Source organism: Alkaliphilus serpentinus (assembly GCF_009017255.1).
Classification (GTDB): domain Bacteria; phylum Bacillota; class Clostridia; order Peptostreptococcales; family Natronincolaceae; genus Alkaliphilus_D; species Alkaliphilus_D serpentinus.
In genome coordinates this window covers 19,780-33,322 of the sequence record NZ_WBZB01000036.1, presented here as the reverse complement: position 1 = coordinate 33,322, position 13,543 = coordinate 19,780, and the positions used below count along the sequence as shown (strand labels likewise).

At 37.3% G+C, this 13,543-nt stretch carries 11 protein-coding genes, 1 pseudogene and 1 other annotated feature; of the genes and pseudogenes, 3 read left to right on the top strand and 9 right to left on the bottom strand.

Translation table 11 applies throughout. The features are described 5' to 3' along the window. Nucleotides 1-77: 77 nt before the first annotated feature. Entirely contained in the window at nucleotides 78-1,445 is a 1,368-nt protein-coding gene (locus F8153_RS10010) for an MATE family efflux transporter (protein ID WP_151866224.1), read from the bottom strand. A 191-nt stretch (nucleotides 1,446-1,636) separates the two neighbouring features. Here F8153_RS10010 and F8153_RS10005 point away from each other — a divergent pair, with 191 nt between their 5' ends. Then, complete coding sequence (locus tag F8153_RS10005) at nucleotides 1,637-1,969, top strand: hypothetical protein (protein ID WP_151866223.1); 333 nt, start codon at nucleotides 1,637-1,639, stop codon at nucleotides 1,967-1,969. 111 nt (nucleotides 1,970-2,080) lie between these two features. Here the strand turns inward: F8153_RS10005 and F8153_RS10000 are convergent, their stop codons facing one another. Together F8153_RS10000 and F8153_RS09995 are read right to left on the bottom strand one after the other, a co-directional pair. Then, the gene (locus tag F8153_RS10000; RefSeq protein ID WP_151866222.1) at nucleotides 2,081-5,680 is read right to left on the bottom strand and encodes a 5'-nucleotidase C-terminal domain-containing protein; all 3,600 of its coding nucleotides are present in this window, start codon (nucleotides 5,678-5,680) and stop codon (nucleotides 2,081-2,083) included. Between the two features lie 406 nt (nucleotides 5,681-6,086). Next, nucleotides 6,087-7,217 carry a hypothetical protein gene (locus F8153_RS09995; RefSeq protein WP_151866221.1) on the bottom strand — a complete coding sequence of 377 codons (1,131 nt, stop codon included), beginning with the start codon at nucleotides 7,215-7,217 and terminating at the stop codon, nucleotides 6,087-6,089. Between the two features lie 196 nt (nucleotides 7,218-7,413). Next, nucleotides 7,414-7,624: a binding site (T-box leader), on the top strand. Nucleotides 7,625-7,670: 46 nt separating this feature from the next. Here F8153_RS09995 and tyrS point away from each other — a divergent pair. Then, on the top strand, nucleotides 7,671-8,891 hold the full coding sequence (tyrS, locus tag F8153_RS09990; protein WP_151866220.1) for a tyrosine--tRNA ligase: 1,221 nt from the start codon (nucleotides 7,671-7,673) through the stop codon (nucleotides 8,889-8,891). An 84-nt stretch (nucleotides 8,892-8,975) separates the two neighbouring features. Here tyrS and F8153_RS09985 read toward each other — a convergent pair whose 3' ends face one another. The 5 genes and pseudogenes from F8153_RS09985 to F8153_RS09965 all read right to left on the bottom strand — a co-directional run. Continuing rightward, nucleotides 8,976-9,242, bottom strand: a complete 267-nt coding sequence (locus F8153_RS09985) for a DUF3343 domain-containing protein (RefSeq protein WP_151866219.1) — start codon at nucleotides 9,240-9,242, stop codon at nucleotides 8,976-8,978. A 9-nt stretch (nucleotides 9,243-9,251) separates the two neighbouring features. Then, nucleotides 9,252-9,467: a sulfurtransferase TusA family protein gene (locus F8153_RS09980; protein WP_151866218.1), complete on the bottom strand. Its 216-nt coding sequence runs from the start codon at nucleotides 9,465-9,467 to the stop codon at nucleotides 9,252-9,254. Continuing rightward, nucleotides 9,457-10,569 (bottom strand): YedE family putative selenium transporter, encoded by a 1,113-nt coding sequence (yedE, locus tag F8153_RS09975; protein ID WP_151866217.1) that lies wholly within the window; start codon nucleotides 10,567-10,569, stop codon nucleotides 9,457-9,459. Before yedE ends, F8153_RS09980 begins: the two co-directional genes overlap by 11 nt. A gap of 164 nt (nucleotides 10,570-10,733) precedes the next feature. Next, nucleotides 10,734-11,231: an arsinothricin resistance N-acetyltransferase ArsN1 family A gene (locus F8153_RS09970; RefSeq protein WP_151866216.1), complete on the bottom strand. Its 498-nt coding sequence runs from the start codon at nucleotides 11,229-11,231 to the stop codon at nucleotides 10,734-10,736. 67 nt (nucleotides 11,232-11,298) lie between these two features. Then, nucleotides 11,299-11,520 (bottom strand): annotated as a pseudogene (locus F8153_RS09965) (ferritin-like domain-containing protein); the annotation flags it as partial. A 130-nt stretch (nucleotides 11,521-11,650) separates the two neighbouring features. On the opposite strand from F8153_RS09965, the gene F8153_RS09960 reads away from it, so the two are divergent. After that, nucleotides 11,651-12,508 (top strand): DegV family protein, encoded by an 858-nt coding sequence (locus F8153_RS09960; RefSeq protein WP_151866215.1) that lies wholly within the window; start codon nucleotides 11,651-11,653, stop codon nucleotides 12,506-12,508. Between the two features lie 78 nt (nucleotides 12,509-12,586). Here F8153_RS09960 and F8153_RS09955 read toward each other — a convergent pair whose 3' ends face one another. Next, a complete protein-coding gene (locus tag F8153_RS09955; protein WP_151866214.1) occupies nucleotides 12,587-13,525 on the bottom strand; it encodes a DUF362 domain-containing protein in 939 nt (312 codons plus the stop codon). Nucleotides 13,526-13,543 lie beyond the last annotated feature (18 nt).

Here is a 13,543-nt window from a genome sequence, read left to right as displayed (position 1 = left end):
TTAATACATTTATTAAATATAGGAGGTACTATAAGAATGAGAACATACCTATTTACTGTAGGTAAAGCAATATTTTACTATACCTTAATATACTTCCATTTACCCGTCTTAAATCTTCCAAATAATATAAAATAGCGTATGATTTGATCGATGCATATTCCAAGCCAAGCACCCCTTAGGCCTAAACCCATTACCTTAACCAGTATGAAGGCAAGGGTAATTCTTATTCCCCATATCCCAGCCATAGTAGAGTATAGGGGCCATTTGGTATCTCCCGCTCCCCTAAGGGCTCCTGCATAGATTAATTGAGAGGACTGAAAGGGTTGGATAAAGGCGATCATTTTAAGTACAAAGGAGGCATTTTTAATAACCTCGGGATCATTACTGAATAAGCTTACAATTTCTTTAGAAAAAATAAAGAAAAGAACTCCAATGGCTGTAGAGACGATACTACCTAAATATCGAACCTCCTTACCGTATTCCTCAGCAAGGTTCCTTTTTTCAGCTCCTAGGCTTTGGCCTATTAAGGTTGATGCGGCCATACCAAAGGCCATACCTGATGTAAAGGATAGGGATAATATACTTAAGGACACCTGATGGGCTGCGTATATAACCGTTCCTAAGCCTGCCACAACACGAACAAAGATTAGGTTCCCTGTTCTTAAGACAAATTGCTCCATAGCTGAGGGTATTCCAATCCGAATAACCTTATTTAAGACCTTAGAATCCCATTTCAGCCAATCCTTTAAATATAGCTTTATTTCTCCCCTACCCTTACACAAAATACTAATAAGGATGGTAAAGGCCAATAGCCTTGCTAAAAAGGTTGCAAGTCCAGCTCCTGTAACCCCTAAGGTTGGTAAGCCAAACTTTCCAAAAATTAAAAGATAGTTCATAATTACGTTGACTATATTAGATGCGACATTAATCATCATTGGGGTTCTAGTATCTCCACAGCCCATAAGAATGGCGGCTATTGACAGGGCTAAATTCTGAATGATAATGCCAAACAATGCAATCCTAAAGTAATTTAAGCCTGTGGCAATTACCTGACTATCGGCCCCCATAAACTTATAGATATCTTCTGCTAAAAGGATTGCTGGAGTTACAAGTATAACCGACAATACAGCAGTGACAATAATTAAGTGTCTTGTTGCAGAATTGGCTTCTTCATAATTCTTAGAGCCAATGGCCCTAGAAACAACAGCAATTCCCCCAATATTTAATGCTTGGAAAACAGCCATAATTAGAAATATGGGTTGATTCACTAACCCTATTGAGGTTATCGCTGCTGCCCCTAGTCGACCCACCATAATCATATCTACCGCACCCACCAATGAAACTAAGATTAGCTCAGTAACCGCAGGCCATGCAATTGAAATTACATTTTTTCTTAATTGTTTGCGGTCGTTGGACTGAATGCCTATAACCGAAGCTGTATCCATTTTTATCACTCCAATATTTCGTATGTCTAAATTTCCTCCTTAATGGTAACATATTTGAGTTCATTTAACAAGATACTTTAGAAATATGATTAAAAAGTCTGATAACTATTTAAAAGTGAAATAACTCTTAAACAATCGGTAGTCATTTTATGGTCTCAACATGGTAATACTATCATGTAGGAGGTGATTTTATGAGGTTGATTGCAAGATTTCCCCATCAGGAGCAGGCCAGCGCATTAATAGATAGCTTAATAAATGCTGGCTTTGATAGAAAGGATATGCTTGTCAGCAGATTGGGTGAAGAGGAAAGAATTCATAGTATCGAAGATGCCATAGATAAGGGGGTTATTATCATTAAGACGGAAAGGGAAGGCTTAGGGGAGCTGGGTAGCTTTGCAGATGGTATTCCAGGACTGGAAGGGAAGACGGGGATCATTGTAGCTGTAGAAATGTCAAAGCATGATAGCATCCATGTTAGAGAAATTATGGAGGAATCAGGAGCTATAGAAATCATTCAAGATTAAACAAAAACCCCAACCATCATGGAATCTGAGATTACCGTTGGGTTCAGAGAACCTTTATACCCACAATAATAAAAGGAGTAGCCTTAGCCACTCCTTTCATTTTGAAATTCTTTATTCTACTACTGTAATTCTTCCTTCTACAGTAGGAATTTCTACACCAGTTTGTAGGTAATTAATTAAAGTTGTACTTAATAATTCACCGGTATTGGTTAGTATTTTTCCTTTCTTTAGCCATTCATATCCGTCTCCACCAACGGCTACAAAGTCGTTGGTAGCTACAGTATAAATTTTTTCAAGGTCTAGAGCTTCTCCGCCAATGAATACCTCAACAACCCTTTCTCCAACTTCTTTAGAAGGATCAAACTTAAAGGTCATTCCTGATACATGAAGGAATCCACCATTTTGCTCTGGGTAATTTCTAACGGCATGCTCAAGGCTCTTCTTGATTTGTTCACCTGTTAACTCCATCTTTACTACAGTGTTGGAGAATGGTAAAACAGTCATAACCTCTTCCAGGGTAATCATACCTACATCAATACTTGCTCTGATTCCGCCACCATTTGTAAAGGCGATATCTGCATCTACTACATCTCTCATAGCATCTGCAATAAGATTTCCAAGGTTGGTTTCCTTAACCCTTACATTTTCACGGGCACCGTCTAGTTCTACAGAAACCTCAGCGATTTCTTCTTGTAGAGCTACTTCAACCTCTGCCTTATATTTGTCAACAATAGCAACGATTTCAGCCTTTGGCTCTATTGAGCTATTATCTCTAATTAAGTGACCATTTACACCAATGAACTTTCCATTGTAGTATAAAATATTGGTAACGCCGACTGCCTTACCATATTCATAGGCTTGAGTAACATAAGAGTTTCCGATTTTTTCTGGTTTCTCATAGGTGGAATGACTATGTCCACCTAGGATTACATCTATACCCTCTACTTCTGTTGCAATTCTTTCATCAGTAGTATTTCCTGCATGGGACATTAAAATTATGTGGTCAACCTTGCCTTCTAATTCCTCAACATATTTGCTGCTGGTTGCTAACTCATCTTCAAAGCTTAATCCAATAACATTGTTAGGATGAGTCTTAACCACTGTATCTGTAGCAGTAACACCCACTAATGCAATTTTCTTACCCATACTTTCAACGATTGTATAGGGCTTTAAGAAATTTTCGCCATTTTCTTTCAATACGTTTGAAGTAATGATTGGAAATCTTGTTTTTCCTGCAAGCTCTAATAATACATCTTGGCCGTAGTTGAAATCATGGTTTCCTGGTACCATCGCCTGGTATCCAATTGCATTCATTGCTTCAACCGCTGCCATACCTTCATTGAAGGTTACATAGTTTGTTCCGTGGAAGGTATCTCCCATATCTAAAACTAATGTGTTAGCATTTTTGCTTTTTACATCATCAACTATTGTAGCAATTTTTCCAAGGCCCATTTCGCCCTTATCTTCATTATAATTGATTCTTCCATGCATATCGTTGGTGTGAACAATTGATATTCTATCAATATCTATCAAATATCCATTAAGGATTTTAGCCATTTCACCCCATTTTATAACTGCGGCAGGCTTAAAGGTTCCATCTGGATATCCGCCAGCTAATCCTAATTCTATAGCAGCTGATATAAATTCTTTTGCCCAATCGCTGATTGAATTAGCATCTTCAAACTTTTCAACACCTGCTGCATCATAGCTGTCAGCTAAGTTTAGGGCTCTAATCAGGAATACATATGCTTGTTCCCTTGTAATCTTTTCGTTGGTTCCAAAGGTATCTTCAGAAATTCCATTTGTGATATTTAAGATATAGGCTGCTTCAACATAGGGTGCTAAATTAGCATCTACATCTGTAAACCTATATTCTTCAATATTTTCTATAGTAGGTAGATCTGCTCCTAAGGCTTTAACAAGGGCCTTAACAAACTCTCCTCTAGTAGCCTCTTTTTCTAGGTTAATACTAGAAGCATTCCATGATCTTTCATGGGGTGGTATTTCAAATACATTATTGTTGATTAGATTTACAGCATGATTCTTTGCCCAGTGGGTTAATGGAGCGCCAATAATCTCCCAATTGTTGTCAACCTGTGGTTCAAGAGTATCATCAAGACTAATGTAATCTAAAATGAAGCTTCTTAAGGATTTAGGATCAGAAACCAAGTAGGCTTCATTGCTGATTATTCCTGATTTCTTTAATCCACTATATCTATAGTTGTTGATGGCTAGCTTAAAGGTTTGATCATCTGTAACTGGTTCACCTTTAAAGGTTAGATCAACGATCCTCTCCCCCGGCTCCTTAGATATGTCAACCTTATAGTCAACCCCTGCAAACATATCATAGTTATAGCCTCTGATACTTGGGTTAAAGCTGATGGTAACATCACCTGGCTGATAGGTATTATAATAGGATGCAGACCATTCCATATAGTCCTTAAGCTCTTTTCCGGTTACCTCTACAGCATATAGAGTATTGGGATATTTATAGATACCGAAAATGTCAGCATAGGATACAGGACCAGCTTCAATATTAGATTCAAAGGAGAATAATGCGGCTGCAGCTATATCTGCTCCAGTATACTCTAATTGAACATTGTTGATTAAATCAATTACTGCTGTATCCATTAGTTGAGCAGCTGGTAAATAAGGGCTTTTAACTTCCATTTCTGGCACAAAGCTTTCAGTTGCTGTTGTTACAGGGTTGCTTACGAAATCAATGGTTCTCTGCTGTTCACTTTGAAGGGCTGTCGCCATCTCTTCATCAACAGCAAAGTCTTTAGACACAATAATTGTAGCAGCACGATCTATTACTACCCATTTGTCACCTTGCTTTTCTAGGGTAATATCTACTCTGGCGATTTCCCTTGCTGCGTTTAGTGGTGCAACAACAGGTACACCATTAACCTCTAAATTCTTGGTTTCATGGTCATGGCCAACAAATAAAGCAGCCAATCCTGGTACATTCTCAGCTATTAAACTTGCCTTTGAACCTTCATTGTCATATCTACCCTCTAAGCCAGCATGGGCAGAAGCGATAACAATGTCAACGCTGTGCTCTTCTGTTAATTCCTTGTAAAGCTTTTCAGCTTCTTCGTGCATTGCAGTAAACTTAAGGCTCGTTACCTTTGGGCCATCCCATACAGGTATATTGGGAGTCGTTAATCCAATAATACCAACCTTGATTCCATCAACTTCCTTGATTGTATAAGGCTTAACAAAATGGCTGTCATCTGCAGCATCATATGTATTAGCAGATAGTATGGGGAAGTTAGCCTCCGCTTCAACCTTTTTAATTAAATCAAGACCAAAGTTAAATTCATGGTTACCCAATGTCATAGCATCATAGTTCATTAGGTTCATTGCCTTGATCATTGGATGAGGCTCATCAATCAATACAGTATTATATAAATCATCAGTAAGTAGTGAACCTTGAATGGTATCTCCATTGTCTATAAGGATTGTATTAGGGTTTTCTTCCCTAACTTGTTTTGCAATGGTTGCCAACTTAACCAATGCCCCATAGTCAGGTCTTTCCTTGTTGTCTTCATAACTCCAGTTATAAAGAGAGCCATGAATATCACTTGTTCCTAAAAGAGTAATCGTTTTTGTTTCTGCTGCAAAGGACACATCAATCGGCATGAATAAGCCAATGACTAATGCAGTAATCAACAATAAACTACTGACTTTTTTAATGCTTTTTAACATTAATATTCCTCCTTTTATTTATATAATCTCCCCATAAAACGACTGAAAAATCAGTCACCGTATAATATTCAATACCATCCTATAATTTTCCTGCATTGTTAATAAAATATCTTGATGAAAACAGAAATTGTTATATATTTATAATTTTATTATGTTGCATTTGTAAATACATCATATATAAGCCTTCAAATCATATGATCATCTCCTTAAATTATTTGACACAAATCATCTTTTGCTGATAAACTGAGTAAAAACATAGATAAATATCCCTAATATATATTGTAAATTAGCCTAGCAAACTAAGTATTAATTTGATTTTAAATAACGGTTATTTTATAGTTAAATATATGCTCTATTACAATAAAAAAAGGGTAAAACCTTTATCAGATTTTCCCTTCTTTAATCATTACTTATAGTCCTTTACAGCAGAGCCCCTGCCAATAAAGACCATATCTATAATGACATTCCCATATTTCTCTCCATTAGGCTTTTCAATATTAAAATACTCTTCATTGTAGCTGATTCCACCAGTAGATTCTTGACTCGACCAATATTTAAAGCCAACTATTTTACCTTCGTCCCTTATCCAGTCAAGAAAAACCGCTGTATGGCCAGTGTGATTTTCCCTAGATATATCGATAAAGTCTCCGGGTCTTGCATCCTCAAAGTTATTGATTCTAACCCCTAATCCATACTTTTCTAAGGCAACGGTAAGATTGTGGGTTTTCTTATTGCTACTGGCAACGTACCAGGTTAATAGAAAATCATATAGCTCATCATATGTCATTCCATTAAAATCATCCGCAGAAAGTCCAAGCTTTTTGTTTCTTTCCACCATGGCCTTATAGAAAACCTCAAAGGTAATCCCTGAACAATGGCTGGCTTTATTCCCACTTGGATGTCCCTTAAGTAATAGCTTCTCTTGAAAATATAAGCTTTCGGTAACTCCATTATAATTTTGGTAATCTGTGTTAAGTAGATAGGGATAGCTTCCACTCTTATAGTTATTTATTGCTGATAAAACATAGGAATTAAGTATTTCTCCCCTATTCTGTGAAGGAGGCTCCTCTATAGCTGGTTCTTCATCTGGTTCTACAATAATTACATCCTCTTTGGGTACTGGATCCTCTTTAACCTCCTCCACTATTGGCTCTATAGTCGGAGGAACATTAGGAGCTTCAATCACTACCTTATCCTGAAGCCTATGTGTTTCTTCATTATGATCTGCTTCAGTAGATTGATCACTTTCATTTTTTTCTTCCACCCCTGCTTTAGAATCTTCTTCTGGGGTGGAACTCTCTTGTGGTTTTTCTTTAGCAATTCCCCTAACTCCTTCATTATCAACTACTTCTTTCTGATTTATAGGGGTTTTCTCCTTGCCTTCAGGCGTACCTTCTAAATAGGCATTATCCGTTCCTGCAAGGGAAATAAATAGTCTTGAATCAGGTATTAGCAATATCAACGCCAAGATGATGGTAAGTACAGCTACAGTTCCAACATAAGTTGGTTTAACAAGTTTATTAAATGGACTTTTCATAATGTCTCCCCTTTATTAGTCATACATTCATTTTACTATGGTTGGCTTTAACTTTGTATTGGTAATTAAATGTATTTATCAAAATTATTTTGGATTTGGAGTGATTTTGGAGTGATTTTGTAATGATATTTTCAGTTTCCCCTTGCCTTCTATGTATGATTTGTGATAATATATGTCAAAATAACTATAAAATATTATTTAAGCTATGAAGGAGTTAGTAGTCCCCATGGTTCTATTTTCAGAGAGTAGGCGGGTTGGTGAAAAGCCTATAATAACATGAAGGGATGAATTACACCTCTGGAGCCTTAGAAGCAAAGCTTCACGGTTGACACCCGTTATAGTGTATGAGGCATGATTTTTCGAGTCATGTAAAAAAAGGTGGTACCACGGGTCTTCTCGTCCTTTTGGATGATAAGGCCCTTTTATATTTTAATAAATTAGGAGGTTATCGAAATGAATGTATTTGATATTTTAAAGGAAAGGGGCTTTATTCAGCAAGCTACCCACGAAGACGAGATAAGAGATTTATTGGCTAAGGAGAAGGTAACCTTTTATATAGGCTTCGACCCCACTGCCGATAGTCTTCATGTAGGCCACTTTCTTCAGGTCATTGCAATGGCCCACTTGCAAAGGGCAGGCCATAAGCCCATATTTTTAATTGGTGGGGGAACTGCCATGGTTGGGGATCCAACAGGTAAAACCGATATGAGAAAAATGCTTACATCAGATGAAATCCAGCATAATGGTGAAAGATTCCTTCATCAAACCAGAAGATTTTTAGAATTCTCAGATGACAAGGGAATTATGGAGAATAACGCAGAGTGGCTTTTAAACCTAACCTATGTTCCCTTTTTAAGGGAAATTGGTAGACATTTCTCTGTTAATCGAATGCTTACTGCTGAGTGTTTTAAGAGTAGAATGGAGAAAGGGTTATCCTTTCTTGAGTTTAATTACATGATCATGCAGGCTTATGATTTCTTACAGCTATATAGAAAGCATGGTTGTAAGCTACAGCTGGGCGGCGATGATCAATGGTCTAATATTATAGCTGGTGCAGACCTCATTAGAAGGGTTGAAGGTGAAGCTGCCTATGGAATGACCTTCACCTTACTAACTACCAGTGAAGGGAATAAAATGGGAAAAACAGAATCTGGGGCCATTTGGTTAGATCCTGAAAAAACCTCCCCCTTCGACTTCTATCAATACTGGAGAAATGTAGATGATCGAGATGTTGAAAAATGTCTAAGTCTTTTAACCTTCCTACCAATGGAAGAGGTAACAAGGCTAGGAGCTCTAGAAGGTGCAGAAATTAATCGAGCCAAAGAAGTGTTAGCCTTCGAGGTGACCAAGCTTGTCCATGGTGAAGAGGAGGCACAAAAAGCCGATGAGGCTGCTAAGGCATTATTTAAAACCGGTGGTATTGCAGGCTCTATTCCCACCACTGAGCTGTCAAAGGGAGATGTGCTAGGGATAGATGTTTTAGATTTATTAATGAAAACAGGTTTAACCCCCTCCCGTGGCGAAGGTAGAAGATTGGTACAGCAGGGTGGAGTATTCATAAATGATGAGAAGGTAACAGATATTGCCTTAACCATCTCTGAAAACCACTTTATTGATGGTGGGTTAATGATTAAAAAGGGCAAGAAAACCTATCATAGGGTGGAGCTTTTATAAGAATGTAGAATTAAGAGTTAAGAATAACAAACAAATAAAGCTTAAAATAAAAAATAAGGTCTCGGATTACGAGACCTTATTTTTTTAACCCTTCATCAATTCTGTAAACCAATGCTTCTTCTCATGATTTATTAGATGGGCATTATCTATTTCAATATGATTTTCCTTACATATCTCTAATATTTTTTCCTTCTCTTGGCAGGGAAATTCAGCAGCAGTGCCGCAGCTGGAGCTAACCTGCCGGGGTATTGGCATAAGTCTAATTTTATAACCCTTCTCTATTAAAACCTTTTCAAAATTTAGAGCATGATATGTAGAATGAAAGGTCATAACGCAATAGTAGTCCTTCAATTAAATCACCTATCTTCTTATTGTAAGAATAAAATCTTCTTCATTTTCATTTACTTTTACATTAAAGCCACTATTTACTGCAAATCGTTTTATATTCTCAACTGCTACCGTAGCATCAACCATAACCTTAACTGTTCCATCTCCAACATTCTCAAGGGCATTTTTTGTCATTATAACTGGTTCAGGGCAGGATCTACCCCTAGCATCTATTATCTTATCCGACATTTACAGCACCTCCTTGATCTTTCATTAATCTTGAAGCTCTCTCTTTTTTAACACTGGCAACTACACTGAAGCCGATAGCTATTACGACTACAAAACCCACCATTACAGCAATTTTTCCGTTTAATCCTACACCCTGAGGGCTTGCTGCCAAACCGAAGTTGTGGGCAAAGGCTGCACCAGCCATAAGTCCAAAGATAGTAATTACTGCATCTGTATCTCCTTCACCAGCTAATATGGTTTGTCTAAGAGGACAGCCACCTAATAATACAGCAGTAATACCTGCCAATGCCATACCAAGAAAGTTCCATAGATGTGCATTATGGGCTATCGGCTGCCCAACAAAACCTATTTTAAAGGCTTCGAAGTTAAAAATCAAATTTCCTAATAATGCAAAGGCGAAAATTCCAATTAAACCAAACATATAATGAAAGTCTTTAATTAAAATTGCATCTCTAAAGCCTCCAGCTGTACAAAGCCTGGTTCTTTGTAATAATCCACCAATTAATAGGCCTGCTCCTAATGAAAGGAGCCATGGTGCTGCCATAGATCCTGGTCCACTTTCGCTAAAGAAAATAAAGGTAGGGGCAGCTAGTAATAAGACTATTATGGCAACAGCTAGTATTGGCATAGTATACCCAGCCGCCTGTGGTGCTGAGGTGCTTTTTCCTAAGGTAAAGCCCATCTTCAAAAACTGAATACCAATGTATATTCCTACAACGTATCCTACTAGTCCCGTAACAGCATTTAAATCGCCATTAGCAAGCCTTAGAATCATTCTTAAGGGACATCCTAAAAAAACCAAAGCCCCCACCATTAGAAAAAAACCTAATATAAACCTGATAACTGGTGAAGAACCGCCCCTTGCCTTATAATCTCCCTTTAGTTTAGCCATACCAAAGGAACCTAAAATAAAGCCCGAAATTTCTGGTCTCAAATATTGAACAACAGCTGCCCTATGTAATCCCAATCCTCCCGCTATATCCCTAAAAAAGCAAGCAACACAAACCCCCATGTTTACCGGATTTCCAAACCTAACCAATATTGCGCTGATTAAGCCGATGATCCCTCCGGTGGCAATCATCTTACCTTTACTACTGTTCATCTTTTTTCCCCCTTTAATATAATAATAAGTACAAATGTATTATATTAAAAATTTAACAAAGAGAGTAATTGAATATTTCAATATTAGGTTATTCTTCCATAGATGTATATAATAGCTATTCAAAACCCCATAGCTTAAAGCTATGGGGTTTTTGAATATAAAGTCTATATCAACAATTTTTCCATAATGGTAAGGTCAATCCATTGATCATTAACTCTTCCCTGTTTTTCATAAATGCCAACCTCTCTAAAGCCAGCAGATGCATAGAGGGCCCTTGCTGCTGAATTCTCTCTAAAGGTAACAAGGGCTAGCTTATGGAAGTTTTCTTCCTTTGCTATTCTACAGAGCTCCTGCAATATTCTTTTGCCAACACCCTTACCCTGCATGTCTCCCCTTATATAGATAGATAGGTCAGCAACTCCATCATAGGCTTTTCTAGATTTAAAAGCATTTAATGAAGCCCAGCCTACAATCTCATCACCTTCTTCAGCAACCAAAACCTTAAATCTTTCTCCTCTGGATACAAGCCATTCTACCATTTCCTGTGGTTGCCTTAGCCTAGTTTCCAAGGTAGCTATCCCCGATTGAATTCCCTGATTATATATTTGGGTAATGGTAGGTACGTCCTTTAACTCTGCCCTTCTGACAATTCTTAAATCCATAGCTATCCCCCTCTAAGTTACTTTATATATGTATTTTATATTAAAATAAGTTATTGGTAAATTCAAATTATAGATATAAAAAACCTAGTATCTGCTCATGTTCTAGATCATTCCTAATAAAGTCCCTCATCGAATAGCGTCCTTCTACTTCATGCTTTACATAGGAAAGGGTATGCTGGGTAATAGGATGGGCCGTTGGCACCCCTCCTAATCGGGCAACTCTTTCTCCAATGCTATCTATATGCTTCATTGTTTTTTCAATATGTTCCTCTAACAAATGCTTATATTTATCAAATTTATTATCCCCATGGGCTGTATTATTATAAAAGGATCACAAATTAAATAAACAAAAACTTTAAAATTATGATTTTTTTTAGTAATATAAATATTATAAGTAGACTTTCAAAGGGGGAATACAAATGACAGAGGTTAAAATTATTACAGACAGTACGGCTGATCTTCCTATTGAAATAATAAAGGAATTAGATATATCAATTATCCCTTTATATGTAACCTTTAATGAAGAGGTTTTTCGGGATGGTATAGATATGATAACTACTGAATTATATGAAAAGGTTGAGTCAGAAGGCATGCTACCTAAAACAGCTGCCCCATCACCTGCAGATTTTCATAATGTCTTTAAACCCTTTATTGATGAAGGTAGAGATATATTATATATTGGTCTATCCTCTAAGCTCTCCTCAACAATACAGAATGCAAAGATCGCTGCAAATGAATTTCCTGAGGGCAGAATAAAAATCATCGATTCCTTTAATCTTTCTGCCGGAATAGGACTTTTAGTCTTAAAGGCAGCATCAATGGCCAAGGAGGGCATAAAGCTTCAAGATATGGCGGCTAAGATACAAGAGCTAGTCCCCAAGGTAAAAACGGCCTTTGTCATTAACACACTAGAGTATTTACATAAGGGGGGGAGATGTACATCTCTTCAAAGTTTTGTAGGTGGAATGCTAAAAATTAGACCTATTGTGCAGGTTGTGGATGGAAAGATGATTTTAGGTCACAAAACAAGGGGAAAAATTGAAAAATCCTTAAATGCTTTGATTGAACTAATTAAAACAGATGAGGATCCTGTAGATACAGATTATATCATCATAGCCCAATCTGAGGGCCTGGAAGAAGCCACCTACGTTAAAGCTGAGCTAGAGACCTTATTTCCTGATGCTACCCTGATATTTACAACAGCAGGATGTGTTATATCAAGCCATTGTGGACCAAAAACCGTAGGAATCATGTACTTAAATAAAAATAATCCCTGAAAAGTCATTTTCAGGGATTGCTTTTATGATTTCATTTTTATTTTTCATTTTTCATTTTTCACTTTGCACTTTTCACTTTTAATTAGGTAATGTTCCATGCAAGTCCTTAATGTTATTATTTTTATCCAATAGAACCTCCTGACCATAGGCAGCCATAGAAAATATCCTTTCAGCCTCCTCTAACGTAAGGCCTGTCATCTTCATTTTTCTTGGATCGGCTTCACCAATCCCTTCTCTATATAGTGCATATAGATAAGATATCGCCTGTGGTAAAAATCCTAAGAGACGTCCTCCTATAGCATCAGCTGCAATAGCATCTGTAGAAGCGATTACCAAGCCTTCAGTATTGATTGCCTTTCCATCAGAGGGCCCTGTGCCTATCATAGCCTTATCTACACTAAGAATGGCTAAATCGATGGGTACTTTCTTCGTCATGGCAACAATAAAGCCATGTAGGTCCTCATGAATTCCCAGTTTTTTCTTGGGAAATCCATGAATTTCTGCTGGCGGCCAACTTAAAGCTACATTTTTAATGGTTCCACTTATGGTAGCCTCCTCATGAACCTTTAATTGACTGAAGCTTATTAAGACATCTGCCTCCTTTATAATACCATTGACCTTGGTGGTTTTTATAATGGAATGATCTAGATTTAAATCTGTATAGGGTCCATAATTTAAATCAATAAAATCCACACCTTCTGAAGTGATTACCCTTTCATAGCCTATTTCTCTAAAGACCTTTAAGGTATCATCCCCTCCTGAACCACAGGCGATGACAATCCTTTTGGGATTTTTACCCTTAACAAAAGTAATTAACTCCTTTAAGGTTTTAGGCCCTACAACAGTAGCAGTATTGGGTGCCATAGCCTTTACCCAATTGGGGGTAATTACTACAGTGTCTCCATCTCTTATAAGTCTGTTCATTGGTAATAGATTTAAAGCATCCACTAGAGATCTCTCTTCTATACCACTTCTTGCGATTGAAACCAATGGCTCTATTACTCTTCTATTTCTCATATTATTCCCTCCTCTGCA